Source organism: Solirhodobacter sp., from assembly GCF_964715405.1.
Genome location: NZ_CBAICG010000001.1, coordinates 114309 through 138673, shown reverse-complemented (window position 1 = coordinate 138673; position 24365 = coordinate 114309). Strand labels below are relative to the sequence as shown.

Genomic DNA, 24365 nt, shown 5'->3' with positions numbered 1-24365 from the left:
TTAGAATAGGTTGACGCCGCATCAGACCGCATCAGGCCGCGCGCGCGATCCGCCGCGGCAGGCTGATACGGAAGGCCGTACCGCCCTGCCCCGGCAGATAGGCGATGGTGCCACCGAGGTTGGCCATGATCTCGCGGCAGATGGCGAGGCCAAGGCCCGCACCGCCCGCGCGGCTCTGATCGCCCAGACGGGCGAATTTCTCGAAAATCAGGGCCTGCGACTCCTTGGGAATCCCCGCGCCATTGTCGATGAAATCCACCTCGACCTGCGCGCCGCGTGCCCGCACCACGATCTTCAGCCGGGGTCGGGCCGCGTCGCAATACTTGCGCGCATTCGAGACGAGGTTGATGAACACCTGGCTCAGCCGGTCCGCATCGGTGTGCAGCGTCACCGCCTCCGCCGCCGCCTCGCGCTCGATCGTCAACTCCCCCGGCGCCGCAGCCACCAGCGCCCGGTCGATCAGCCCGCGCAGGCTCACCTCGGTTTCATTCAGCGTCACCTGACCGTTTTCCAGCACGCTCAGGTCCAGCAGGTCGTCCAGCAGCCGGGTCAGTCGGATCGTCTCGTCCTGGATGATGCCGGCAAAGCGCGCCGCCTCGGCCTCGGGCAGCGCGCCGCCCATGAGGATCTGCGAAAACGCCCGGATCGAGGTCATCGGCGTGCGCAACTCGTGGCTGATCTGGCCCAGAAACGCATCCTTCTGCAACGACAGTTGCGTCAGCTTGGCGTTCGCCTCGCGCAACTGGCGCGCGGTGCGGGTCAGTTCCTCCGACTTCGCCTCCAACTGGCTGGAGTATTCCATCATCTGCGCGGTCTCGTTGGCCACCGCCATCAGGTCTTCAACCGACACCGCGGCACCGCCGCCGATCTGCGCGATCATCGCATGGGCCGTCGCCGCCCCGACCGAGCCCGACAACAGCCGCTCCAGCCGGTCGACGAATTCGGGCGTCGTCTCGGGCAGCAACCCCTCAAGGCCCTGCGCCCGCGCCTGAGCGCCAAAGAACGCCTGCGCGGTGTCCGGGCCAAGGATGCGCTGCGACATCACCAGCAGGTCTTCGGCATCGGCCAGCCCCCGGCTCCAGCGGTGCGCGCCGGGGCCGCGGTCGAAGGCGTTGACGAATTGCGCGCCCTGCAACCGCTCCACCGGGCTGGGAAAGGTCAAGAGCGACACCGCGCAGAAGGCCAGCGTGTTCAGCGCGATCGACCAGAACAGCGCGTGCAGCAGCGGATCGAGCCCTTCGACCCCGAACAGCGCGTGCGGCCGCAGCCAGCCCAGCCCGAACGGCCCCTGTGCCATGACCGCGGGCGACAAGAGCCCGGTATCGCCGAAGCTCGGCAGGAACAGCGTGTAAAGCCAGAGCGTGAAGCCGAGGATCAGCCCCGTCGCCGCCCCCGCCCGCGTCGCGCCGCGCCAGAACATGCCGCCCACCATCGCGGGCAGCACCTGCGCGGCCCCCGCGAAAGAGATCAGCCCGATCGCCGCCAGCGCCTCGCCGCCGCCGGTGAGGCGATAGTAGCCATAGCCCATCGCCAGCACCCCGCCGATCGAGATGCGGCGCGACAACAGCACGACGCGGCGCACGTCGCCCGACAGCGTCGCCCGGGGTGCGACGAACTTCAGCCAGACCGGCATCACGATGTGGTTCGACACCATCGTGGACAGCGCGATCGCCTCCATCACCACCATCGAGGTCGCGCTGGAAAACCCGCCCAGAAAGGCCAGCATCGCCAGCGCACCCTGATGCAGCGCCAGCGGCAGCGACAGCACGAAGAGATCGGGGTTGGACCCATTCGGCATCACCTCAAGCCCGACCACGGCGATCGGCACCACGAAAAGGCTCATCGCGAAGAGGTAAAGCGGGAAGGCCCAGGAGGCCGTCACAAGCTGCCGCTCGTGGCCGTTCTCGACCACCAGCACCTGAAACATGCGCGGCAATGTCACCACCGCCGCCCCGGCAAGGAAGGTCAGCCCGACCCAGCGCCCCGGCCGCAACTGCCACGCGGCGATCTGCGAGGCATTGACATGGGCGATGATGTCGGCCGGGCCATCCGCCACGTACCAGACCACGAACACCCCGACCGCCAGCAGCGCGACCAGCTTCACCACCGCCTCGACAGCGATCGCCGTCACCACGCCCCGATGCTGTTCGTTGGCGTCAAGGTTGCGGGTGCCGAACAGCACGGTGAACACCGCCAGCCCCACCGCCACCCAGAACGCGGTGCTGTCAGGCCCCTCGATCGCCCAGCCCTTGGGCGCGGCGTCGGCGAAGGCCCCGAACGACAGCGCCACCGATTGCAGTTGCAGCGCGATGTAGGGCATCGCCGACACCACGGCGAACAGCGTGACGATCACCCCCAGCAGGTTCGACTTGCCGTAGCGCGACGAGATCAGGTCGGCAATCGAGGTCACGTGCTGGGACTTGCCGATCCGCACCAGCTTGCGCAGGAACCACCACCAGCCGATGAAGACCAGCGTCGGGCCAAGGTAGATCGTGACGAACTCCAGCCCCGAGCGTGCGGCGTAGCCGACCGCGCCGTAAAACGTCCAGGCCGTGCAGTAGATCGACAGCGACAGCGTGTAGACCAGCGGCGAGCGCAGCCAGCCAACGCCACTGCGCGCCGCGCGCCGCTCGACGACGAAAGCCACGAGGAACAGCATCCCGACGTAAAGCAGGCAGACCAGAACCAGCAGCCGGAAGGCGATCATCGCGCAGCCTCGTCGCGTCCCCCGACCTCGGCCGCTTCGGCCTCGGCCCCCTCGGCGCCCGTCACCGGACCAAGCACGCGGGCGATCCCGAAGGCGGCCAGGATCAGCGCGGGCCAGACCAGAAACAGGTAGACCCCGTCAAAGGCGGTCGGGCGCACGTCGGTTTCCCCTGGCCCCCAGAGGATCGGCATCAGAAAGAGGAAGAACCCCAGGATCGGCAGCAGCCGCGCCGCATCCATCACCCGCCGCAGCCGATAGCTGCGCCGCGCCAGAAACAGGGCGCGCCGCATCGCCATCACAGCCCCGCCAGGTCGCGCAGCGCCGCGACGATCTCGGTATTGGCGAAGGGCTTGGTCAGGAACCGGCTGGCGCCATAGCGTTCCGCCATCTCGCGGTCGCGCATCTGGCTGCGGGCGCTCAGCATCAGCACCGGCAACGTCCGCGTCGCCTCGGCCGCGCGCAGGTCCTGCAGGATCTCGAAACCGGACCGGCCCGGCAGCATCACGTCCAGCACGACCACGTCGGGCGCCGCGGCCCGGATCACGGCGGCGGCGTCGATGCCGTCCGAATGCGTGCTGACGCGCCAGCCGTCGCGCGTCAGGATGAACCGGATCGCCTCGATGATGTTCGGCTCGTCCTCGACCAGCAGGACATGCTTGCCCATGCGGTGCTTCCTCTCCCCCAACGCCGCCCTTCGGGCATGTCGTTTCGATGACTATCGCGAAGAACCGCGCGGCTGTCAAAACGCGCCTCAGAATTCCTCCATCAGGATCGACGGCTCGCGCCGCGCCGGGCAACCCTCGCGCGGGCAGATCCGGCAGGTCGGCCCGACCGGCTCGGCCGCCTCCGCGCCCCGATCGGGGCCCGCATCGGGCAGCACCAGCATCGTCGCCTCCAGCACCTGCGGTGCATCGAACCCGGCCGGGCGCATCTGCTGGCAGACGGCGAAGGTGCGAAAGCGCCGCGGGCTGCGCCCCGCCATCTCCACCGTGGTGCGCAGAGGCACCATCGGCCGCGACAGCGCCTGATACAGTGGCCAAAGCGGGCAGCCCGCGCCAAAGCGCGGCAGCGCAAAGCCTTCGGTCGGCTTGCGGAAGGTCAGCGCCCCTGCCCCGTCGCAGATCACCAGACCGGCACCCGCCTGTTCCGGCAGACTTGCGACGCGCCGCAGCACCGCCGCCAGATCGGTGCCAAAGCGCGCCGCCACCGCCGCCGGGTCGCCCGCCGCCGCCGCCCAGGCCGCCCGGAACGGCGCCAGCGGCAGCCGCGCCGCGTCGGCGGCGTACCGTGCGACAATGCCCGTCGCGATGCGCCGGGCCGAGAGGGTGGCGAAGGCGGCGCCGATCAGCGTATCCGCGCTCGCGCTGCCGGTCTCGACCTCGGCCAGATGGTGGCCGCGCGCCGCCAGCCACCCCTCCACCTCTTCCAGCGGCGAGGCGAGCGCGGTTTCGGTGCCCACGGGGCCGTCGAGATAGGCCACCAGCGCCTCGGCGCCCAGCGCCAGCCGGTCGGCGTCGGCGCTCAGGTTGCCCTGGAACCGCGCCCGCCACTCCGGCTCCAGATCCTCGGTCTCGGCCAGGATCGTCGCGGCGGATCGCACACCGGTCAGCGCCGACAACACCTCATGCAGCGCCGATGACAGCACCGGGTCATGCGCCATCCGGTCCGACAGCGCCGCCACCGTGCGCTCCAGCAGCGCCACCCGCCCGTGCCGTGCCGCCAAGAGCCGCGCCCAGCCGGGAAAGCGGCCGACAAATTCCTCGATCCGGTCGAGTTCCGGCGCCTCGCCGCCCGCGCCGCCCTCGGCCGCCACCGCCGCCGCATCGCGCAACCCGTCCAGCAGCGCGGCCTCGGCGCCCTCGGTCAGCACCGCCGCCTCGACCCCCAGCGCCTCGGCGATCCGGCGCAACAGCACATCGCCGATCCGGCGCCGGTTGTGTTCGATCAGGTTGAGGTAGGAGGCCGACACCCCGACCAGGCGCGCGAGGTCGGCCTGCTTCGCCCCGCCCAGCAAGCGCCGCTCGCGGATGCGGCTTCCCGTCAGCGCCGAACGCGACATCGCGGCCTCCCTCATAGGCGCCAACCTTGACAGGAAAGAAGCCCCATCTCAATGCCTTGGCCAGAGCTTTTCACCCGCAGCCATTCTTCTCGGCAAAAATACTCCCGCCGGAGGCTTCCCCGGCCCCGGCCCGGTGCCCACGAAAAAAGGCGCGCCCCGCGGGACGCGCCTTCCTTGCCCAATCCGCCGTGCCTTACTTCAGCGCGGCATCCGTGATGTCATGCGTCCAGGCGCCCGGCGCGGGCTCCTTGGTGATCGCCGGATTGTCCTTCGACACCGCCGACAAGAGCGTCGCGACCGTCTCGGCGTAGTCCGCCGGGTCAAGCGCGCCGGTCGAGCCTTCGGTCAGCTTGGCGACCTCTTTCATCATGTATTGCTGGTGCGCCAGCGTCTGCGCGCCGCTGGTGTCGTTGTCGATCACGATCTGCGCCGCCTCGTCCGGATGCGCCTCGGCGTATTTCCAGCCCTGCATCGAGGCTTTCACGAACTTCACCATCTTGTCCTTGAACGCCGGGTCGGCAAGGTTCTTGTCCAGCGTGTAAAGCCCGTCTTCAAGCATCCCGACGCCTTCCGTCAGGTAGTTGAAGGTGACCAGTTGATCCGGCTTGATCCCGGCGTCGAGCACCTGACCATACTCGTTGTAAGTCATCACCGAGATGCAGTCGGCCTGCTTTTGCAGCAGCGGATCGACGTTGAAGCCCTGCTTGAGCACCTCGACGCCATCCGGCTTGCCCTCGGTCTTGATCCCCAGCTTCGCCATCCAGGCGTAGAACGGGTATTCGTTGCCGTAGAACCAGACCCCCAGCGTATGGCCCTTGAAATCGGCGGGTGTCGCGATGCCCGAGGATTTCAGGCAGGTCAGCTCCAGCCCGCCATGCTTGAACGGCTGCGCGATATTGACCAGGCCCAGCCCGCGTTCGCGTGCCGCCAGCGCCGCCGCCATCCAGTCCACGATCACGTCGGCGCCGCCGCCCGAGATCACCTGTTCGGGCGCGATGTCGGGGCCGCCCGGCTTGATCGTGACATCAAGGCCCGCGTCCTTGTAGAAGCCCTTCGCCTGCGCCACATAGTAGCCCGCGAACTGCGCCTGCGTCACCCATTTGAGTTGCAGCGTGACCTTGTCGGCGGCGTGCGCCGCCCCGGCCATCATCAGGGCGCCCAGCGCGCCCGCCCATACTGTCTTCATCGTTCCGACCTCCGTGTTGCAGGCCATGTTTCCGGCCTTGGTTGATTAACCGTTCTATCCCCGTTGCGACGGATGCCAGAAGGTCACCGCCTTCTCTGCCATCGCGACAAGTCCGTAAAAGGCGCTGCCCGCCAGCGCCGCGACCGTGATCTCGGCCCAGACCATATTCAGATTCAATTTCCCGACCTCGGTCGAAATGCGAAAGCCCATCCCCATGATGGGAGAGCCGAAGAATTCCGCAACGATAGCACCGATCAGCGCCAGCGTTGTCGCAATTTTCAGCCCGTTGAAGATGAAGGGCATCGCCGCGGGCAGCCGCAGCTTGCGCAAGCTTTGCCCGTAGCTGGCGCCCCAGGTCGCCATCAGGTCGCGCTGCATCGGGTCGGCGGCGCGCAGGCCCTCCAGCGTGTTCACCAGCACCGGGAAGTAGACCATCACGACCACCACCGCCGCCTTCGATTGCCAGTCGAAGCCGAACCACATCACCAGGATCGGCGCGATTCCGACGATCGGCAGCGCGGCGACGAAGTTGCCCACCGGCAGCAGCCCGCGTTGCAGGAACTCCGACCGGTCGATCAGCACCGCCGTGATGATTGCCGCCGAACAGCCGATGGCATAGCCGCCCAGCGCGCCCTTCAGGAAGGTCTGCGCGAAGTCCTGCCAGAGCGTCGGCAGGTTCGCGGCAAAGGTCAGCGCGATTCCGGTGGGCGGTGGCAGGATGATCGCGGGCACCGCGTAAAGCCGCACCGTCATCTCCCACAGCAGCAGGATCGTCAGGCCGAAGATCGTCGGCACCAGGGAACGCACCCCGGTCCAGCCCTGCCCCGACAGCCAGAGATTGAGCAGCCAGGCCCCCAGCCAGACCGCGAGGATGGCCCCCAGCGCATCCGAGATCGTGATGGACACGACCGCCACCCCCACCGCGCACAGGAGGGCGACCAAGGTCAGGCGGCGCCCGCCCGGCATGCTCATCGGTCCATCCCCATCCGCGCCAGCGTCACCCGCTGCACCACCCCGATGATCCCGACCAGCACCGCCGCCAGCGCCGCCGCCGCGAACAGTGCCGACCAGATCTGCACCGTCTGGCCATAATAGCTGCCCGACAGCAGCCGCGCGCCCAGCCCCGCGATCGCGCCGGTCGGCAGTTCGCCGACAATCGAGCCCACCAGCGCCGCCGCCACCCCGACCTTCAGCGAGGTGAACAGATAGGGCATCGAGGCCGGCACCCGCAGCTTGCGCAATGTCTGCGCCCCGCTCGCCCCGTAGGTCCGCAGCAGGTCGATCTGCATCGTGTCCGGGCTGCGGAGCCCCTTCACCATGCCGACGACGACCGGAAAGAAACTCAGGTAGGCCGAGATGATCGCCTTCGGGATCAATCCGGTGACGCCGACCGAGTTCATCACCACGATGATCATCGGCGCAATGGCAAGGATGGGGATGGTCTGGCTGGCGATGGCCCAGGGCATCACGCTCATGTCCATCGCGCGGCTGTGCACGATGCCGACCGCCAGCAGCACCCCCGCCGCGGTGCCGATGGCAAAGCCCAGCAGCGTGGCGGAAAGCGTGACCCAGCCGTGGTAGATCAGGCTGCGCTTCGAGGTGGGCGCGGTCATCACCACCGTCTTCCACAACTCCACCGCCACCTGATGCGGCGCGGGCAGCACCGGGCGGCTCTGGTTCAGCGTCTGCGGGATCACCTCGGCCAGCGTCACCGTGGTGTTCGCGCGCGCGGCCTGATCATAGACCCATTGCGCGTTCAGCCAGACCGACCCGGCATACCACAACACCAGGATCGCCAGCAGCACCACCGCCACAGGCCCGGCAGACTTCATGCGCATGCCTCCGGCATCGGTGTCCATGTCGGTGCCAAATCGGTGTGTTTTCGGTGTGTTTTCGGTGCCCCCCGAACGGTCCGTTCAGACTTCATAGGAATGCCCCGCCCGCAGCCCTTCACGCACCCGATGCGCCACCGCGATGAACTCCGGAGTGTCGCGGATCTCCAGCGGCCGTTCGCGCGGCAAGGGGCTTTCGATCACGTCGGTGATCCGGCCGGGGCGCGGGCTCATCACCACGATCCGGGTTGAAAGATAGACCGCCTCGGGGATGGAATGTGTCACGAATCCAATGGTTTTCCCGGTCCTGTTCCACAACTTCAGCAACTCTTCGTTCAACCTGTCGCGGACGATTTCGTCAAGTGCACCAAAGGGTTCGTCCATCAACAGGATATCGGCGTCAAACGCCAGTGCGCGGGCGATGCTGGCGCGCTGCTGCATCCCCCCCGAAAGCTGCCAGGGGAACTTGTTGCCGAAGCCGTCAAGGTCCACCAGCTCCAGCACTTTTCGAACACGCTCATCCTGTTCCACCTTGGAAAAGCCCATGATCTCCAACGGCAGTTTCACATTCCCCGCAATCGTGCGCCACGGATACAGGCCCGCCGCCTGGAACACATAGCCATAGGCCCGCGCCCGCCGCGCCGCGTCGGGGGTCATCCCGTTCACCGTCAGCGTGCCTTCGGTCGGCACCTCCAGCGCCGCGATGGCGCGCAGGAAGGTGGTCTTGCCGCAACCCGAAGGGCCGATGAAGCTGACGAAATCGCCCTTGGAAATTGTCAGGTTGACCCCTGTCAGCGCCTGCACCGGCCCGTCATCGGTGACGAACGTCAGGCCAAGCCCGCGCGCCTCGACCACCGGCGCACCCGACTGTGCAGCGGCCTCGCCCTGCTGTATCATCGCCGTCGTATCCTGCACACGCGAAAGGCCTTCCATGTTGAAATCATGTCAGAAAATCCGCCCCAGCGCCACCTACGCCGGCAAGCAGGGCTTCACCTACGTCGAAGGCGTCTCGGCCGAGCGGATGGGGGCGGAAGGCATCTGCATGCACCTGCTGACCATCCCGCCCGGCGGCCGCGCCAAGGCCCACAAGCACACCACCCACGAAACCGCGATCTACGCCGTGTCGGGCGAGACTGTGATGTTCTGGGGCGCGCGGCTGGAACACAAGATGTTGGTGTCCGAGGGCGAAATCCTCTACATCCCGGCCGACATGCCGCATCTGCCGATGAACGTGTCGGACCGGCCCGCCGTGGCGGTGATCGCCCGCACCGACCCGCATGAACAGGAAAGCGTCGTGCTGCTGCCGGAGTTGGAGCATCTGGTCCCCTAGACCCCGCTCGCCGGAATGCCCGCGCGCTGCACCGGGCGCGGCGCCGTCAATTCCTTCCACGCCGACAGCGCCCGGTTCACCGCGCCGTTGGGCTCGCGCGCCACGAACTGGCCATGCCCCTCGCGCGAGGTCATCGCACCTTCGGTCACCGCCACATGCCCGCGGGTCAGCGTGAAGCGCGGCAGGCCCGTCACAACCTTGCCATCGAACACATTGTAATCAATCGCGGATTGCTGTTTGGCGGCGGTGATGGTCTTGCTGGCCTTCGGATCCCAGACCACCAGATCGGCATCCGCCCCGACCAGCACCGCGCCTTTCTTCGGGTAGCAGTTCAGAATTTTCGCGATGTTGGTCGAGGTGACGGCGACGAATTCATTCATCGTCAACCGTCCGGTGTTAACCCCATAGGTCCAGAGCATCGGCATCCGGTCCTCCAGCCCGCCGGTGCCGTTTGGAATCTTGGTGAAGTTGCCAACGCCGGTGCGCTTCTGCGCGGTCGTGAAGGCGCAATGGTCGGTCGCCACAACGGAGAGACTGCCGGACTGCAACCCGGCCCACAGGCTGTCCTGGTGCTTCTTGTCGCGGAACGGCGGGCTCATCACGCGCCGCGCGGCGTGGTCCCAGTCCTTGTTCAGGTATTCGCTGTCGTCGAGCGTCAGGTGCTGGATCAGCGGCTCGCCCCAGACCCGTTTGCCTTGCATCCGCGCCCGGCGGATCGCCTCGTGCGACTCCTCGCAGGAGGTGTGCACGACATAAAGCGGCACCCCCGCCATGTCGGCGATCATGATCGCGCGGTTGGTCGCCTCGCCCTCCACCTGCGGCGGGCGGCTGTAGGCATGCGCTTCCGGCCCCACGTTCCCGTCGGCCAGCAGCCGCGCCGACAGTTCCGCCACCACGTCGCCGTTCTCGGCGTGCACCAGCGGCAGCGCGCCCAGTTCGGCGCAGCGGCGGAAGCTGGCGAACATCTCGTCGTCGTTCACCATCAGGCTGCCTTTGTAGGCCATGAAGTGCTTGAAGGTGTTAATGCCCTGATCCACAACGGTTTTCATCTCGTCGAAGACCTGCTCGCCCCACCACGTCACCGCCATGTGGTAGGAATAGTCGCAATGCGCCCGGCCCGACTTGTTGTGCCACATGCTGAGCGCGTCCAGCAGCCCCTGCCCCGGCGCGGGCAGCGCGAAATCCACTACCATCGTGGTGCCGCCCGCCAGCGCGGCGCGGGTGCCAGAGTCGAAATCGTCCGAGGAATAGGTGCCCATGAACGGCATTTCCAGGTGCGTATGGGGGTCGATCCCCCCCGGCATGACGTAGCAGCCGGTGGCATCCAGCACCGTGCCGCCGGTCAGGTTCGGCCCGATCTCGGTGATCCTACCGCCCTCGATCTTCACGTCGGCCTTGTAGGTCAGGTCGGCGGTGACGATGGTGCCGTTCTTGATGATGGTGCTCATGATGCTCCCGCCAAACCCTCGGGGCTGCCGCCCCATTTTCGGTCCACAAATATCCTCGGGGGGTCCGGGGGGGCAGACAGCCCCCCGGCGCCTGCCTCAGGAAACCACCCCCGCCGTCTCCAGCACGGCGTGGAACAGCACATCCGTTCCGGCCTTCGCCCACTCCGGCGAAATCTCCTCGGCCTCGTTGTGCGACAGCCCGCCCACGCAGGGGCACATGATCATCACAGTCGGCGCCACCCGGTTGATCCAGCAGGCGTCGTGGCCGGCGCCCGAGATGATATCCATGTCGGAATAGCCCAGCCGTTCCGCCGCGCCGCGCACGACCTTCACCAGACCGGGGTCGAAGGTGACGGGGTCGAAGTGCCCCACCGCCTCGATCTCGCACCCCAGCCCAAGCTCCGCCGCGACCGCATGGGCCGCGCGTTCCACCTCGGCCCGCATCAGGTCAAGCTTGCCCTGCTCGGGCGAGCGAATGTCGACCGTGAAGACCGCACGCCCCGGAATCACGTTGCGCGAGTTCGGGGAAACGTTCGCCTGCCCCACCGCGCCGACCGCGTTCGGCTGGTGGCTCATGGCGATCTGGTGCACCCGCTCGATGATCCGCGCCATGCCGAGGCCTGCGTTCACCCGCATCGCCATCGGGGTCGATCCGGTATGCGCCTCCCGCCCGGTCAGCGTGATCTGCAGCCACCACAGGCCCTGACCATGCGTGACCACGCCGATCTCCTTGCCCTCGGCCTCCAGAATCGGCCCCTGCTCGATGTGCAGCTCGAACATCGCGTGCATCTTGCGGGCGCCGACCACCTCGTCGCCACGCCAGCCGACCCGCTTCAGTTCATCGCCGAAGGTCTTGCCCTCGGCATCCGTGCGGGCATAGGCCCAGTCCTGCGTGTGCATCCCGGCGAAGACGCCCGAGGCCAGCATCGCCGGGGCGAACCGTGTGCCTTCCTCGTTGGTCCAGTTTGTCAGCACCACCGGGTGCCGCGTCCGGATGCCGAGGTCGTTCATCGTGCGCAGCACCTCCAGCCCGCCCAGCACACCCAGCACACCGTCGTATTTCCCGCCGGTCGGCTGCGTATCAAGGTGCGAGCCGATGTAGACCGGAGCCGCGTCGGGGTCGGTCCCCTCGCGGCGGGCGAACATGGTGCCCATCCGGTCCAGACCCATCGAGCAACCGGCCGCCTCGCACCACCCTTGGAACAGCGCGCGGCCTTTGGCGTCGTCGTCGGTCAGGGTCTGGCGGTTGTTGCCGCCCGCGATGCCGGGGCCGATCTTCGCCATCTCCATCAGGCTGTCCCACAGCCGCTCGCCATTGATGCGCAGGTTTGCGCCGGGTGCGGTCATCGCGATCTCCCTGTCCACCGCGGCGCTCTGGGGCACCTTCGGCCGGACGCTTGTCCGAATCCAATCCTGACCATATGGTCAGGGCAAGCGCACCATACCTTGACCATCCGGTCAACGGAAATCTTGAAGGGTTCCGCCCGCATGACCGCCGATCCCCGCCCGCCGCGCCGCACCGACATCCGCCGTGAGCGCGAGGCGCTCATCTTGTCGGCCGCCGAGAAAGTCTTTGCCGAGGCGGGCTTCGGCGGGGCGACGATGCAGTTGATCGCCGACATGGCGGGGCTGCCGAAGGCGAACCTGCATTACTACTTCGCCACCAAGGAAGAGCTTTACCGCCGCTTGGTGCGCGACATTTTCGAGATCTGGCTGCACGCCGCCGACAGCATGGATGATGCCGCCGGGCCGGCCGAGGGGATCGGCGCCTATATCGACGCCAAGATGGAAATCTCGCGCCGCCATCCGCACGGCTCCAAGGTCTGGGCAAGCGAGGTGATGCATGGCGCGCCGGTGATCCAGGACTATCTGGAAACGACGCTCAGGGACTGGACCGAGGGTCGCGTGGCACTGATCCGGCGCTGGATCGACGAGGGCAAGATGGCGCCGGTCGATCCGCATCACCTGCTCTACATGCTCTGGGCCAGCACCCAGCACTACGCCGACTTCGGCCACCAGATCGAGACGCTGAACGGCGGCAAGCCGCTGACCGACCGGCAGTGGAAGGCGGCGAAGGACAGCGTCAAGGGCATCATCCTGCGCGGAATCGGGGCGATCTGAGTCTCGGGTTCCGGTCCGGGCGACCGGTCCGCCATCGGCGGAACGCCGCGCCGACCGGAATGGCCCGGCATTTCCGCGCAAATGCCATAGTTCTGCACCGCTCTACACCGGACATTGACTCTTTGAGGGCACAACCTGTGCAGACGTCAATCGCAAGTCCGGAGGGCTTGGCCATGCTGGGACGAGTTGCAGAACGGGAGGACATCCGCGCGATGCTGGACGCGATCTATCCCCGATCACCGGTCGCCGATTTCATGGCCGACGTGCTGATGGCCGAAGGCGCCCCGTTCTTCTCCCCGGTGCGGATGCCGGACGGGGGGTGGGGCCATTTCGTCACCGTGGCCAAGCTCGCGGCGATCGAGATCCTGATCACCGAAACCACGCTGGCCCGCTGGCAGACTGCGCCCGAAAGCCACCGCGACGCGCGCGAGGTGGCCACGGCCCGGCTCTGGACGCGGCTCTGCAAGGTGCGCGCGCGCGCCGAGGACATGGCGCGCGACTACGCCCTGCTGCATACACCCTCCGCGCCGGCACCGAAGGTGGTTCCCCTCCATCCGCGCGGCACCCGCGCGGCGCTGTTCCGGGCTTGGTCGGCGAAACCAACCGCCCCCCGCCGCGCCGCAATGCCTTGATCGGCGCCCCCGCCCCGCCTAGGATTCCACGACGGGCGCGGGGAAGACCGAATGACCAAGGGGCGGATCGAGGCGTTCTCGGATGGCGTGCTGGCCATCATCATCACCATCATGGTGCTGGAACTGCATGTGCCGCACGGCCATGACCTGGCCGCGCTGCAACCGCTGATCCCGGTGTTCCTGTCCTACGTGCTGTCCTTCGCCAATGTCGGCATCTACTGGAACAACCACCACCACATGTTTCAGGCCGTCAGGCATGTCGGCGGCTGGGTGCTCTGGGCCAATCTGCACCTGCTGTTCTGGCTCTCGCTGATGCCCTTCGCCACCGGGTTCGTCGGCGAGAACGAATTTGCCGAAGTGCCGATGGCGCTCTACATCCTCGATCTTCTGATGTGCGGCGCGGCCTATTACCTGCTGGAGCGCGCGCTGATCGCCCAGCACGGGCCTGCGTCGGACTTCGCCCGCGCCCTTGGCAAGTCGTGGAAAGACAAGGCCTCGGTGCTGATCTATCTGGTCGCGCTCGGGCTCGCCTTCGTGAACAACTGGCTGGCGCTGGCGGGTGTCGTCCTGGTTGCGCTGATGTGGATCGTGCCCGACCGCCGCTTCGAGCGCCCCGAGGAAACGCGCCCGACCTGATCGAGGTCAACGCCGGATTGCCGAAACCACGCGAGATCGGTAAAGGAAGATGACCAATCTCGCCATAAGGGAACAACGCCCATGCCCGTGATCACCTGCATCGACGACCTGAAACGGATCTACCGGCGCAGGGTGCCGAAAATGTTCTACGACTACGCAGAGTCGGGCAGCTATACCGAACAGACCTTCCGCGACAACTCGACCGATTTCCAGCGCCTGCGCCTGCGCCAGAAGGTGGCGGTGGACATGTCGGGCCGCTCGACCGCCTCGACGATGATCGGCGAGAAGGTCGCGATGCCGGTCGCCCTCGCCCCGGTCGGGCTGACCGGAATGCAGCACGCCGACGGCGAAATTCTCGCCGCCCGCGCCGCCGAGACATTCGGCGTGCCCTTCACCCTCTCGACGATGTCGATCTGCTCGATCGAGGATGTCGCGGCGCATACCACCAAACCGTTCTGGTTCCAGCTTTATGTGATGAAGGACTGGGAGTTCGTCGAGAACATCATCAACCGCGCCAAGGCCGCCAAATGCTCGGCGATGGTGCTGACGCTCGATCTGCAAATCCTCGGCCAGCGCCACAAGGATCTGAAGAACGGCCTGTCGGCGCCGCCCAAGCTGACGATCCCGACGATGATCAACCTCGCCACCAAATGGGGCTGGGGGCTGGAGATGCTGCAAACCAGACGGCGGTTCTTCGGCAACATCGTCGGCCATGCCAAGGGCGTCGGCGACCCGTCCTCGCTGATGGCCTGGACCAACGAGCAGTTCGACCCGCAGCTCGACTGGGGCAAGATCAAGCGCCTGCGCGAGATGTGGGGCGGCAAGATCATCCTCAAGGGCATCCTCGACGTCGAGGATGCCAAACGCGCCGGCGACTTCGGCGCCGATGCGATCATCGTGTCCAACCACGGCGGCCGCCAACTGGATGGCGCGCTGTCGGCGATCCGGATGCTGCCGAACATCGTGCGCGCGGTCGGCGACCGGGTCGAGGTGCACATGGACAGCGGCATCCGCTCGGGCCAGGACGTGCTGAAGGCGCTGGCGCTGGGCGCCCACGGCACCTACATCGGCCGCAGCTACATCTACGGCCTTGGCGCGATGGGGCAGAAGGGCGTTGCCACCGCGCTCGAGGTGATCCGCAAGGAGCTTGACGTCTCGATGGCGCTCTGCGGCGAACGCGACGTCAAGGCGCTCCGCCGCGAGAACCTGCTGATCCCGGCGGATTTCGAGGGCAGTTGGGCCTGACCCCGCCCCCACCATTCATCTTGGCGCAAATATCCTCAGGGGGTGTGGGGGGCAGACAGCCCCCCACCCTTTTCCCCGGTCACACCCGCGCCGGGCTGCGCCGCATCAGCATCGGCGTCAGCGGCAGCAGCAGCAGCAGCGCCGCCGCCACCGCGCCAAAGGACACCCGCAGCCCGAAGGCGTTCGACAGCGCGCCCAGCGACGGCGGCCCGAAGAAGAAGCCGAGGTAGCCCAGCATCGAGGCCCGCGCGATGGCGCGGGTGCGCCGCGCTGGGTCCACCAGTCGCCCGATCAGCGCCAGCGCCAGCGGCGCGATCACCGAGACCCCCAGCCCCAGCACGATGAAACCGAGGTAGGCGACCCCCGTCGAGGGGGCCAGCGCCGCGATCACCGCGCCTGCCGAGGCGGTCAGCGTGGCCCAGCGCAACAGCGCGGCCTCGGGCAACCGGGCCGACAGGACATGGCCCGACATCCGCCCGATGCCCATCGTCAGCCCCAGCAGCGCGGGTCCGTAGCTGCCCACCCCCGGCTCGCCCCCCAGCGTGCGTTCGATGTGCAGCGCCGACCAGGCCTCGGCCGCGTTCTCGGCCAGGAAGGCGATCAGGATCACCACCCCGCCGATCACCGGCACCAGACCCAGCGGCCCCGCCCCCACCCCGCGCCCGCGCGTCAGGCCGGGGATGCGCGCGTCGCGCTCGATCGTCAGCAGCGCCAGCCCGGCAGCGACCAGCGCGGCCGTGGTCAGCACCGCCGCCGGCCCATACCCCGCAAGCCGCGCCACCCCGGTGGCCGAGGCGCCCGCGGCATAGGCAAAGGAATAGGCGGCGTGGTTCAGGCTCATCAGGTGCATCCCGCGCGCGGTCTCGATGCTGCTGACGCGCGCGTTCATCAGCACGTCGAGCGAGCCCGATGTCATGCCCAGCAGCATCATCGACGGGGCGAACAGGATCACCTGAGTCAGATGCCCCGGCAGCGCGAAGACCAGCGCCATCGCCAAGGTAGACACCGGCAGCACCGCCCCGCCCAGCAGCCCGCCCAGCCGCGGCGCGAACAGCATCGCGCAGACCGCCGCCGAGGACGAGCACAGAAACAACAGCCCCCATTGCGCGTCATCCACGCCCAGCATGGCCTTAGTCGCGGGCACCATTCCGGCGTAAGCCCCCCAGAGGACACCCATCGCGGCAAAGCTGGCAAGTGGCGCACGCGCGGCGTGAAGCGAGGCGAGAATCGACATGGGGTGAGCTCCGGCCCAGCACTGGCGGGCGCGGCAGAGGTAGCGCGACGCCCGAGAAACGGCAAGGCGGGCCCCGCTTTTGGCCTTTTCTTCAAGGCCGATCTGCCCTATAGGCTCGCCTTCGCGGCCGCGCACCCTTGGAGGGCGGTCGGTAACACCAATGGAGTATCCTCAATGGCTGGTGAGATCCCTGATCTTCACGCCGAGGTACGGACGGGGACAGGCAAGGGGGCCGCTCGTCAAGCTCGTCGTGAGGGCAACGTACCCGGTATCGTTTACGGTGATGGCAAAGAGCCCGTCCCGCTGAACTTCGACTACTATCCGCTGCTGAAAAAACTGAAAGCGGGCCGCTTCCTGCAAACGCTGTTCAACCTCAAGGTCGAAGGCCAGGAGGATGTGCGCGTGATCTGCCGCGGCGTGCAGCGTGACGTGGTGAAAGACACCCCGACCCACGTCGACCTGATGCGGCTTCACCGCAACAGCCGCATCGCCCTGTTCATCCACGTCACCTTCATCAACCATGAAGCCTCGCCGGGCCTCAAGCGCGGCGGCACCCTGGTCGTGGTGCGCCCGGAAGTGGAACTGGAAGTGACCGCGGAGAACATTCCCGATCACATCACGGTCGACCTGACCGGCAAGGATATCGGAGACGTGATCCACATCAACGACGTGGAACTGCCGGAAGGCGCACGGGCCACGATCGAGCGGAACTTCGTGATCGCCAACGTCGCGGCGCCCTCGGGCCTGCGGTCGACCGACAACGAAGAAGGCGAAGCCGCCGAGGCCTGACGCCTGCCGCGGTGAAGAATTGACGCGGGGCGCGCATTCGGTTGCGCGCCCCGCGTTTTCTTTTTGGCGGCCCCCTCTGGCATTTTCGCCCCCATGCGGGCAGAACGGGGCGCAACGGACCCCTCTGTCAGGACGCGCGCGATGCGGCTTTTCGTCGGCCTCGGCAATCCCGGCGCGCACTATGCCCGGAATCGCCACAACATCGGCTTCATGGCGGTCGACCGGATCGCCGCCGATCACGGATTCACGCCCTGGCGCGGGCGCTTTCAGGGCATGGTGGCCGAGGGTCGGCTTGGCGCCGAAAAGGTGGCGGTCCTGAAACCCGGCACCTTCATGAACCTTTCAGGCCAATCGGTCGGCGAGGCGATGCGGTTCTACAAGCTGACACCCGCTGACGTGACCGTGTTCCATGACGAATTGGACCTTGCCCCCGGCAAGCTGCGCCTGAAGCAGGGCGGCGGACATGCAGGCCACAACGGGCTGCGATCCATCCACGCCCATATCGGCGAGGCTTACGGGCGAGTGCGGATCGGCATCGGCCACCCCGGCCACAAGGACCGGGTGGCGGATTACGTGCTGCACGACTTCGGCAAGGCCGACGAAAACTGGATCGAGGAGTTACTGATGGGCATCTCGGACGGCGCGGCGGCACTGGCCGAGGGCGACGGCGGCCGGTTCCAGAACGCCGTCGCGCTGCGCACCGCGCCGCCCCGCTCGGGCGGTGGCGAGGCACCGGAGGCCCCGAAGAAGCCCGATTTTTCGCCAAAAAATCGCGCCGACAGCCCGCCCGAGGTTCCGGAGCCCGATCCGCTGCAACGGCTGGCCGACAAGTTCCGCTGACCATTGCCGACCTGCTGCCGACCTGCCCTCACGACAGGCTTGCCTCACGCCACGCCGCCATGCTCAGTTGCACCATGCCCTGAACCCCGGAGCCGCCATGCGCCGTATCCTCCGCCTGCTGCTGGTCGTGATCCTCGTCATCGCCGCGCTTGGCGTCTGGAAGCGGGAGGAGATCACCCGGCTTCTGGCCGTCAACCGGCTCTTCGAGGCCGATCGCATCGTGGAAAACTTCAGCCACATGGACAGGATGTTCCTGACCAGGGCGATGGCCCCCGCTCCCGTGGCCACACCGCTGCCGCAGGGCATCGCCATGGCCCTGCCGCCCGAGGCCGCGCAGTGGATCAAGGACCGCACGATCACCGGCCTTGTCGTGCTGAAGGACGGCAAGGTGGTCAGCGAGGGTTACTATCGGGGCACCGGGCCGGGCGACCTGCGCATCTCGTGGTCGGTCGCGAAAAGCTTCCTGTCGGCGCTGTTCGGCATCGAACTGGCCGAGGGCAAGATCGCCTCGCTGGACGATCCGGTGACGAAGTATGCCCCCGCGCTGAAAGGCTCGGCCTATGACGGCGCGACGATCCGCAACGTGCTGAACATGGCCTCGGGCGTGACGTTCAACGAGGATTATCTGGATTTCTGGTCCGATATCAACAAGATGGGCCGGGTTCTGGCGCTTGGCGGCTCGATGGATGGGTTCGCCGCCGGGCTGAAGGCGCGCGACAATCCGCCCGGCAAGACCTGGCACTATGTCTCGATCGACACCCATGTGATCAGCATGGTGATCCGTGGCGCCACCGGCCAGTCGCTGCCCGAGTTGCTGGACGCGCGCATCCTGCGCCCGATCGGCGTCATCTCGGCGGCCTATTATGTGACTGACGGCAAGGGCGTCGCCTTCGCGCTGGGCGGGCTGAACATGACCACGCGCGACTATGCCCGGCTGGGCCAGCTTTACCTCCAAGACGGTCAATGGGACGGCCAGCAGGTGGTTCCCGCCGACTGGGTCACGGCCTCCACCACCCCCAGTGCGCCGACGGCGCCGGGGGCGGTTCGCTATGGGTATCAATGGTGGATTCCGGCCGACGGGCCGGGCGCCGGGCAGGAGTTCTACGCCATCGGCATCTATGGCCAGTACATCTACGTCAACCGCGCCCGTGGCGTGGTGATCGCCGTCAATTCCGCCGACCGCCAGTTCGAGGATGCGGGCGTCGAGACCGGCAACATCGCGATGTTCCGCAAGATCGCCGCCGGGCTCTAGGTCGCGGGCAGGACTCGATCTTGGCGCCAAAGCCCCTATGATCGCGGCACCGGACTGGCAGGAGCAGATAGATGTCGGCAATGCACCCCTCGGTGAACGTGCTCGGCGGCAAGCTGGAGGAATGTTCGCGCACCCCATTGACCGGCTTCTTCCGCAACGGCTGCTGCGACACGGCGGCGGCGGACCGCGGCATGCACACCGTCTGCGCGGTGATGACGGCCGAGTTCCTCGCGCTGTCGAAATACCTCGGTAACGACCTGTCCACCCCGCGGCCCGAGTTCGGCTTTGCCGGGCTGAAGCCGGGGGACCAGTGGTGCCTGTGCGCGGGCCGCTTCCTGCAGGCGCATGAGGAAGGCGCCGCGCCGCAGGTGAACCTGCGTGCCACCCACCGCCGCACCCTCACGGTGGTGCCGCTGGACGTGCTGGGGCTTTACGCGGCGGACTGAGACCGGTCAGGTCTTCAGCGTCACGCCCAGATGGCGGGCCACGGTGAAGATGTCTTTGTCGCCCCGCCCGCACATGTTCATGATGATCAGGTGATCCTTCGGCAGCGTCGGCGCGATCTTCATCACATGGGCCAGCGCGTGGCTCGGTTCCAGCGCCGGGATGATGCCTTCCTGCTGGCAGCAAAGCTGAAACGCCTCCAGCGCCTCGGCATCGGTGATCGCCACATATTCGGCGCGGCCGATGTCGTGCAGCCAAGCGTGTTCCGGCCCGATGCCGGGATAATCGAGCCCGGCCGAGATCGAGAAGCCTTCGAGGATCTGCCCGTCGGCATCCTGCAACAGATAGGTCTTGTTGCCGTGCAGCACGCCGGGCCGCCCGCCGGTCAGGCTGGCGCAATGCTCCATCCGGTCATCGACGCCCTTGCCGCCCGCTTCGACGCCGATGATCTTCACCGAGGTATCGTCAAGGAACGGGAAGAACAGCCCCATCGCGTTGGACCCGCCGCCGATTGCGGCCACCAGCGTGTCGGGCAGTCGGCCTTCACGCTCCAGCATCTGGGCGCGGGCTTCCTTGCCGATGATCGACTGGAAATCGCGCACCATCGCCGGATAGGGGTGCGGCCCCGCCACCGTGCCGATGCAGTAGAAGGTGTCGCGCACGTTGGTGACCCAGTCGCGCAGCGCATCGTTCATCGCGTCCTTCAGCGTGCCGCGCCCCGAGGTCACCGGGATCACCTCGGCCCCCAGCAGCTTCATGCGGAATACGTTGGGCGATTGCCGTTCGACGTCATGCGCGCCCATGTAGACGATGCACTTCAGCCCGAACTTGGCGCAGACGGTCGCGGTGGCGACGCCGTGCTGGCCCGCGCCGGTTTCCGCGATGATGCGGGTCTTGCCCATCCGGCGGGCCAGGATGATCTGGCCCAGCACGTTGTTGATCTTGTGCGCGCCGGTGTGGTTCAACTCATCGCGCTTCATGTAGATCTTGGCACCGCCCAGATGCGCGGTCAGGCGGTCGGCGTAATAGAGCGGCGAGGGGCGGCCGACGTAGTGCGTCCACAGGTCGTCCATCTCGGCCCAGAAGGTCGGATCGACCTTGGCGCGCTCATATTCCTCCTCTAGCGACAGGATCAGCGGCATCAGCGTTTCGCTGACAAAGCGCCCGCCGAACTGGCCAAAGCGGCCGTTCTCGTCGGGACCGCGCATGAAGCTGTTGAAGAGGTCGTCGGCCATGTCTGATGTCTCCCGGAAAATCTCACCGGATGTAGCGCCAATGGCGGGCGCGGTAAAGCGCGCCTCAGCGCCGCGCGGCTGCGATGAAGGCGCGGATCAACGCTTCGTCCTTCACTCCCGGCGCGGTCTCGACGCCCGAGGACACATCGACCTGTCGCGCCCCGGTCAGCCGGATCGCCTCGGCCACATTGCCAGGCGTCAATCCGCCCGCCAGCATCCACGGCTTCAGCCAGCGCCGCGCCGCGATCAGCCGCCAGTCGAAGGCCAGACCATTGCCGCCCGGCAGCACGGCGCCCTTGGGGGGTTTGGCGTCAACCAGGATCTGGTCCGCCACCGCCGCATAGTCGTCCAGCGCGGCCAGGTCTTCCGGCCCGGCCACGCCCACCGCCTTCATCACCGGCAGGCCGAACCGGGCGCGCACCTCGGCGACGCGGGCGGGGCTTTCGTGGCCGTGAAGCTGCAACATGTCGAGCGGCACCCGGTTCAGGATCGCCTCAAGCTCGCCGTCGGCTGCATCGACCGTCAGCCCGACCTTCACCACGCCGCGGGGCGCGGCCAGGGCCGCCTCGCGCGCGGCGAGCACACCCAGATGGCGCGGCGAGCGTTCGAAGAACACGAACCCGACATAGGCCGCGCCCGCCTCGGCCGCCGCCACGACATGCGCCGGATCGCGCAGGCCGCAAATCTTCACCCTGACGGTGCCCGTCCCATTCATCTTGGCAAAAATATCCTCGCCGAAGGCGTCTTTCTTCAGCCCTTGCGTGCCCGCGCCGGGGCGTCGAGCAGCGCCAGAACCTCATCCTTGGGCTTGGCATGCTGTTCGTGCAGGCGGCTGACCTCGCGCGACAGCGCCGTCACCTGGCGCTTGCCGGTCGCGGCCTGCTTGCGGTGTTTGCCCTCGCGCAGCCATTCCCAGACGAAGCCCAGCACCAGCCCGACCGCCGCCGCCCCGAAGATCACCAGGAACAGCGGCACCTCGGCCGTCCAGCGGAATCCGAGGAAATCGCTGAACTCGGTCGGCAGCAGGTCGAGCGTGACAAGGCCGCGGTTCGCCATCGCAATCACGACCAGCGCCACCGCCAGCACGGCCAGCACGAGAAGCTTGAGAACCCGCATTCAGCCCTGCTTTCCGTTCAGCCGATCGCGCAGCAGCTTGCCGGTCTTGAAGAAAGGCACCGCCTTTTCCTCGACCTCGACGGCCTCGCCGGTGCGGGGGTTGCGCCCGGTGCGGGCATCGCGCTTCTTCACCGAGAAGGCGCCGAAGCCGCGCAGTTCCACCCGGTCGCCACGGGCCAGCGCCTCGATGACCTCTTCGAAGATCGTGTTGACGATCTTCTCGACATCGCGCTGGTAGAGATGTGGATTTTCGGCGGCGATCTTCTCAATCAGTTCCGAGCGGATCATGCGCACTATCCCCCTGCGAGCGGTCGGCCGTCGCCAACGTCCTGGCGTCGCGCAACTATAAGGCCAATTTTCCGGGCGACAAACAGGAAAGCCATTGGAATGGCGGCAATTTTTGGCCTCTGATCCAAGGTTTTCGGCGCCGTGCCGCACCTCGCGGCAGGTTCGGGGCGGTTGCTGCACCGCGGCATGCATCGGCCGGGCGAATCGCCAAATGGAAACGGCCCCCGCAAGGGGGCCGCTCCGGTTCGTTCGCTTGGGGCCTGCGGCCTCAGGTGCGGTCGGCCTTCAGGGCCGCGCCGAGGATATCGCCCAGCGAGGCGCCCGAGTCGGACGAGCCATACTGTTCCACGGCTTCCTTTTCTTCGGCGATCTCGCGCGCCTTGATCGACAGACCCAGACGACGGGTCTTGCTGTCGATGTTGGTCACGCGGGCGTCGACGTGGTCGCCGACCTGGAACCGCTCGGGGCGCTGTTCAGCCCGGTCGCGCGATAGGTCGGAACGGCGGATGAACGACTTCATGCCGTTGTATTCCACTTCGATGCCGCCATCCTCGATCGCCGTCACGGTCGTGGTGATGACCGTGCCGCGCTTCACGCCGTCAACGGCGTCGGTGAAGGTATCCTCGCCCAGCGCCTTGACGGAAAGCGAGATCCGCTCCTTCTCGGTGTCCACCTCGGTGACGACGGCTTTCACGCTGTCGCCCTTGCGGTAGTTCTGGATCGCATCTTCGCCGCGCTGGTCCCAGCTCAGGTCGCTGAGGTGCACCATGCCGTCGATGTCGTTGTCGAGCCCGACGAACAGGCCGAACTCGGTGATGTTCTTCACCTCGCCCTCGATCGGGGTGCCGACCGGGTGGGTTTCGGCGAAGACTTCCCATGGGTTGCGCATCGTCTGCTTCAGGCCCAGCGACACACGGCGCTTGGCGCTGTCGATCTCCAGCACCATGACGTCCACCTCTTGCGAGGTCGAGACGATCTTGCCGGGGTGCACGTTCTTCTTGGTCCAGGACATTTCCGAGACGTGGACAAGGCCCTCGACCCCCGGCTCCAGCTCCACGAAGGCGCCGTAGTCGGTGATGTTGGTGACGCGGCCCTTGTGGACCGAGTTGATCGGATAGCTCTTTTCGACCGAATCCCACGGATCCGCCAGCAACTGCTTCATGCCGAGGCTGATGCGGTGGGTTTCCTTGTTGATCTTGATGACCTGAACCTTGATGGTCTCGCCGATCGACAGGATTTCCGACGGATGGTTGACGCGGCGCCAGGCCATGTCGGTGACGTGCAGCAGGCCATCCACGCCGCCGAGGTCAACGAACGCACCATATTCGGTGATGTTCTTGACGACGCCGTCGATGGTCTGGCCTTCGGTCAGGTTGCCGATCACTTCGGCGCGCTGCTCGGCGCGGCTTTCTTCGAGGATCGCACGGCGCGACACCACGATGTTGCCACGGCGGCGGTCCATCTTGAGGATCTGGAACGGTTGCTTGAGGCCCATCAGCGGGCCGGCGTCACGCACCGGGCGAACGTCAACCTGGCTGCCGGGCAAGAACGCAACGGCACCGCCAAGATCGACGGTGAAGCCGCCCTTGACGCGGCCGAAGATCGCGCCTTCGACGCGGGTCTCGTTGGCATAGGCTTTTTCGAGCCGGTCCCAGGCTTCCTCGCGGCGGGCCTTGTCGCGGCTGATGACAGCCTCGCCACGGACGTTCTCGACGCGGTCCAGATAGACCTCGACCTCGTCGCCGACCTTGATGTTCGGCTGCTCGCCCGGGTTGGCGAATTCCTTCAGATCGACGCGGCCTTCCATCTTGTAGCCGACGTCGATGATGGCCTGGCCCGCCTCGATGGCGATGACCTTGCCCTTGACGACAGAGCCCTCGGCGGGGGTGTCGATTTCCAGGCTCTCCTTCAGGAGAGCTTCGAATTCTTCCATGCTAGCTTTGGCGCACATGCGGTAAAGTTTCCTTCTTG

At 66.9% G+C, this 24365-nt stretch carries 25 protein-coding genes; 9 read left to right on the top strand and 16 right to left on the bottom strand.

Translation table 11 applies throughout. From position 1 onward, the window contains the following. Positions 1-31: 31 nt before the first annotated feature. The 8 genes from AC11WY_RS00655 to AC11WY_RS00620 form a co-directional block, all read right to left on the bottom strand. Complete coding sequence (locus AC11WY_RS00655) at positions 32-2704, bottom strand: ATP-binding protein (protein ID WP_482921543.1); 2673 nt, start codon at positions 2702-2704, stop codon at positions 32-34. Beyond that, entirely contained in the window at positions 2704-3003 is a 300-nt protein-coding gene (locus AC11WY_RS00650) for a hypothetical protein (protein WP_482921453.1), read from the bottom strand. Before AC11WY_RS00650 ends, AC11WY_RS00655 begins: the two co-directional genes overlap by 1 nt. Further along, positions 3003-3371 carry a response regulator transcription factor gene (locus tag AC11WY_RS00645; protein WP_482921451.1) on the bottom strand — a complete coding sequence of 123 codons (369 nt, stop codon included), beginning with the start codon at positions 3369-3371 and terminating at the stop codon, positions 3003-3005. The genes AC11WY_RS00650 and AC11WY_RS00645 overlap by 1 nt, the downstream gene beginning before the upstream one ends. Positions 3372-3458: 87 nt before the next feature. Then, a complete protein-coding gene (locus AC11WY_RS00640; protein WP_482921449.1) occupies positions 3459-4766 on the bottom strand; it encodes a short-chain fatty acyl-CoA regulator family protein in 1308 nt (435 codons plus the stop codon). 193 nt (positions 4767-4959) lie between these two features. Further along, entirely contained in the window at positions 4960-5952 is a 993-nt protein-coding gene (locus AC11WY_RS00635) for an ABC transporter substrate-binding protein (protein ID WP_482921447.1), read from the bottom strand. Between the two features lie 54 nt (positions 5953-6006). After that, a complete protein-coding gene (locus tag AC11WY_RS00630; protein WP_482921445.1) occupies positions 6007-6924 on the bottom strand; it encodes an ABC transporter permease in 918 nt (305 codons plus the stop codon). Continuing rightward, positions 6921-7784, bottom strand: coding sequence for an ABC transporter permease (locus AC11WY_RS00625; protein WP_482921443.1), 864 nt, complete (start codon positions 7782-7784; stop codon positions 6921-6923). The genes AC11WY_RS00630 and AC11WY_RS00625 overlap by 4 nt, the downstream gene beginning before the upstream one ends. A gap of 84 nt (positions 7785-7868) precedes the next feature. Next, positions 7869-8681, bottom strand: a complete 813-nt coding sequence (locus AC11WY_RS00620) for an ABC transporter ATP-binding protein (protein WP_482921541.1) — start codon at positions 8679-8681, stop codon at positions 7869-7871. Positions 8682-8715: 34 nt separating this feature from the next. On the opposite strand from AC11WY_RS00620, the gene AC11WY_RS00615 reads away from it, so the two are divergent. After that, the gene (locus AC11WY_RS00615; RefSeq protein WP_482921441.1) at positions 8716-9114 is read left to right on the top strand and encodes a cupin domain-containing protein; all 399 of its coding nucleotides are present in this window, start codon (positions 8716-8718) and stop codon (positions 9112-9114) included. On the opposite strand, the gene hydA is transcribed toward AC11WY_RS00615, so the two are convergent. Continuing rightward, complete coding sequence (gene hydA / locus AC11WY_RS00610; protein ID WP_482921439.1) at positions 9111-10562, bottom strand: dihydropyrimidinase; 1452 nt, start codon at positions 10560-10562, stop codon at positions 9111-9113. The two genes, AC11WY_RS00615 and hydA, sit on opposite strands and share 4 nt — an antisense overlap. A gap of 96 nt (positions 10563-10658) precedes the next feature. Next, entirely contained in the window at positions 10659-11909 is a 1251-nt protein-coding gene (locus AC11WY_RS00605; RefSeq protein WP_482921437.1) for a Zn-dependent hydrolase, read from the bottom strand. A 141-nt stretch (positions 11910-12050) separates the two neighbouring features. Here AC11WY_RS00605 and AC11WY_RS00600 point away from each other — a divergent pair, with 141 nt between their 5' ends. The 4 genes from AC11WY_RS00600 to AC11WY_RS00585 all read left to right on the top strand — a co-directional run bounded on the left by AC11WY_RS00600 (position 12051) and on the right by AC11WY_RS00585 (position 15196). Beyond that, positions 12051-12683 (top strand): TetR family transcriptional regulator C-terminal domain-containing protein, encoded by a 633-nt coding sequence (locus AC11WY_RS00600; protein WP_482921435.1) that lies wholly within the window; start codon positions 12051-12053, stop codon positions 12681-12683. Between the two features lie 173 nt (positions 12684-12856). Beyond that, the gene (locus AC11WY_RS00595) at positions 12857-13315 is read left to right on the top strand and encodes a hypothetical protein (RefSeq protein WP_482921433.1); all 459 of its coding nucleotides are present in this window, start codon (positions 12857-12859) and stop codon (positions 13313-13315) included. A gap of 51 nt (positions 13316-13366) precedes the next feature. Continuing rightward, entirely contained in the window at positions 13367-13951 is a 585-nt protein-coding gene (locus tag AC11WY_RS00590; protein WP_482921431.1) for a TMEM175 family protein, read from the top strand. Between the two features lie 81 nt (positions 13952-14032). Next, positions 14033-15196 (top strand): alpha-hydroxy acid oxidase, encoded by a 1164-nt coding sequence (locus AC11WY_RS00585; RefSeq protein WP_482921429.1) that lies wholly within the window; start codon positions 14033-14035, stop codon positions 15194-15196. A gap of 79 nt (positions 15197-15275) precedes the next feature. On the opposite strand, the gene AC11WY_RS00580 is transcribed toward AC11WY_RS00585, so the two are convergent. Beyond that, on the bottom strand, positions 15276-16430 hold the full coding sequence (locus AC11WY_RS00580) for an MFS transporter (RefSeq protein ID WP_482921427.1): 1155 nt from the start codon (positions 16428-16430) through the stop codon (positions 15276-15278). Positions 16431-16604: 174 nt separating this feature from the next. Here AC11WY_RS00580 and AC11WY_RS00575 point away from each other — a divergent pair, with 174 nt between their 5' ends. The 4 genes from AC11WY_RS00575 to AC11WY_RS00560 all read left to right on the top strand — a co-directional run bounded on the left by AC11WY_RS00575 (position 16605) and on the right by AC11WY_RS00560 (position 19757). Then, complete coding sequence (locus AC11WY_RS00575) at positions 16605-17219, top strand: 50S ribosomal protein L25/general stress protein Ctc (protein WP_482921425.1); 615 nt, start codon at positions 16605-16607, stop codon at positions 17217-17219. A 141-nt stretch (positions 17220-17360) separates the two neighbouring features. After that, a complete protein-coding gene (gene pth / locus AC11WY_RS00570; RefSeq protein WP_482921423.1) occupies positions 17361-18059 on the top strand; it encodes an aminoacyl-tRNA hydrolase in 699 nt (232 codons plus the stop codon). 97 nt (positions 18060-18156) lie between these two features. Beyond that, a complete protein-coding gene (locus AC11WY_RS00565) occupies positions 18157-19311 on the top strand; it encodes a serine hydrolase domain-containing protein (RefSeq protein ID WP_482921421.1) in 1155 nt (384 codons plus the stop codon). Between the two features lie 80 nt (positions 19312-19391). Beyond that, positions 19392-19757, top strand: coding sequence for a DUF2237 family protein (locus tag AC11WY_RS00560; protein WP_482921539.1), 366 nt, complete (start codon positions 19392-19394; stop codon positions 19755-19757). 6 nt (positions 19758-19763) lie between these two features. On the opposite strand, the gene trpB is transcribed toward AC11WY_RS00560, so the two are convergent. From trpB to rpsA, 5 genes are all read right to left on the bottom strand, one after another. Then, the gene (gene trpB, locus AC11WY_RS00555; protein ID WP_482921419.1) at positions 19764-20990 is read right to left on the bottom strand and encodes a tryptophan synthase subunit beta; all 1227 of its coding nucleotides are present in this window, start codon (positions 20988-20990) and stop codon (positions 19764-19766) included. Positions 20991-21054: 64 nt separating this feature from the next. Beyond that, the gene (locus AC11WY_RS00550; RefSeq protein WP_482921417.1) at positions 21055-21705 is read right to left on the bottom strand and encodes a phosphoribosylanthranilate isomerase; all 651 of its coding nucleotides are present in this window, start codon (positions 21703-21705) and stop codon (positions 21055-21057) included. 35 nt (positions 21706-21740) lie between these two features. Beyond that, a complete protein-coding gene (locus AC11WY_RS00545) occupies positions 21741-22106 on the bottom strand; it encodes a LapA family protein (RefSeq protein ID WP_482921415.1) in 366 nt (121 codons plus the stop codon). Further along, positions 22107-22394, bottom strand: a complete 288-nt coding sequence (gene ihfB, locus AC11WY_RS00540; protein ID WP_482921413.1) for an integration host factor subunit beta — start codon at positions 22392-22394, stop codon at positions 22107-22109. 268 nt (positions 22395-22662) lie between these two features. After that, a complete protein-coding gene (gene rpsA, locus AC11WY_RS00535) occupies positions 22663-24345 on the bottom strand; it encodes a 30S ribosomal protein S1 (RefSeq protein WP_482921411.1) in 1683 nt (560 codons plus the stop codon). Positions 24346-24365 lie beyond the last annotated feature (20 nt).

Coding starts and splice junctions, on each gene's coding strand:
- AC11WY_RS00650 (WP_482921453.1), bottom strand. CDS start 3,003: ATGGCGATGCGGCGCGCCCTGTTTCTGGCGCGGCGCAGCTATCGGCTG.
- AC11WY_RS00645 (WP_482921451.1), bottom strand. CDS start 3,371: ATGGGCAAGCATGTCCTGCTGGTCGAGGACGAGCCGAACATCATCGAG.
- AC11WY_RS00640 (WP_482921449.1), bottom strand. CDS start 4,766: ATGTCGCGTTCGGCGCTGACGGGAAGCCGCATCCGCGAGCGGCGCTTG.
- AC11WY_RS00635 (WP_482921447.1), bottom strand. CDS start 5,952: ATGAAGACAGTATGGGCGGGCGCGCTGGGCGCCCTGATGATGGCCGGG.
- AC11WY_RS00630 (WP_482921445.1), bottom strand. CDS start 6,924: ATGAGCATGCCGGGCGGGCGCCGCCTGACCTTGGTCGCCCTCCTGTGC.
- AC11WY_RS00625 (WP_482921443.1), bottom strand. CDS start 7,784: ATGAAGTCTGCCGGGCCTGTGGCGGTGGTGCTGCTGGCGATCCTGGTG.
- AC11WY_RS00620 (WP_482921541.1), bottom strand. CDS start 8,681: ATGATACAGCAGGGCGAGGCCGCTGCACAGTCGGGTGCGCCGGTGGTC.
- AC11WY_RS00615 (WP_482921441.1), top strand. CDS start 8,716: ATGTTGAAATCATGTCAGAAAATCCGCCCCAGCGCCACCTACGCCGGC.
- hydA (WP_482921439.1), bottom strand. CDS start 10,562: ATGAGCACCATCATCAAGAACGGCACCATCGTCACCGCCGACCTGACC.
- AC11WY_RS00605 (WP_482921437.1), bottom strand. CDS start 11,909: ATGACCGCACCCGGCGCAAACCTGCGCATCAATGGCGAGCGGCTGTGG.
- AC11WY_RS00600 (WP_482921435.1), top strand. CDS start 12,051: ATGACCGCCGATCCCCGCCCGCCGCGCCGCACCGACATCCGCCGTGAG.
- AC11WY_RS00595 (WP_482921433.1), top strand. CDS start 12,857: ATGCTGGGACGAGTTGCAGAACGGGAGGACATCCGCGCGATGCTGGAC.
- AC11WY_RS00590 (WP_482921431.1), top strand. CDS start 13,367: ATGACCAAGGGGCGGATCGAGGCGTTCTCGGATGGCGTGCTGGCCATC.
- AC11WY_RS00585 (WP_482921429.1), top strand. CDS start 14,033: ATGCCCGTGATCACCTGCATCGACGACCTGAAACGGATCTACCGGCGC.
- AC11WY_RS00580 (WP_482921427.1), bottom strand. CDS start 16,430: ATGTCGATTCTCGCCTCGCTTCACGCCGCGCGTGCGCCACTTGCCAGC.
- AC11WY_RS00575 (WP_482921425.1), top strand. CDS start 16,605: ATGGCTGGTGAGATCCCTGATCTTCACGCCGAGGTACGGACGGGGACA.
- pth (WP_482921423.1), top strand. CDS start 17,361: ATGCGGCTTTTCGTCGGCCTCGGCAATCCCGGCGCGCACTATGCCCGG.
- AC11WY_RS00565 (WP_482921421.1), top strand. CDS start 18,157: ATGCGCCGTATCCTCCGCCTGCTGCTGGTCGTGATCCTCGTCATCGCC.
- AC11WY_RS00560 (WP_482921539.1), top strand. CDS start 19,392: ATGCACCCCTCGGTGAACGTGCTCGGCGGCAAGCTGGAGGAATGTTCG.
- trpB (WP_482921419.1), bottom strand. CDS start 20,990: ATGGCCGACGACCTCTTCAACAGCTTCATGCGCGGTCCCGACGAGAAC.
- AC11WY_RS00550 (WP_482921417.1), bottom strand. CDS start 21,705: ATGAATGGGACGGGCACCGTCAGGGTGAAGATTTGCGGCCTGCGCGAT.
- AC11WY_RS00545 (WP_482921415.1), bottom strand. CDS start 22,106: ATGCGGGTTCTCAAGCTTCTCGTGCTGGCCGTGCTGGCGGTGGCGCTG.
- ihfB (WP_482921413.1), bottom strand. CDS start 22,394: ATGATCCGCTCGGAACTGATTGAGAAGATCGCCGCCGAAAATCCACAT.
- rpsA (WP_482921411.1), bottom strand. CDS start 24,345: ATGTGCGCCAAAGCTAGCATGGAAGAATTCGAAGCTCTCCTGAAGGAG.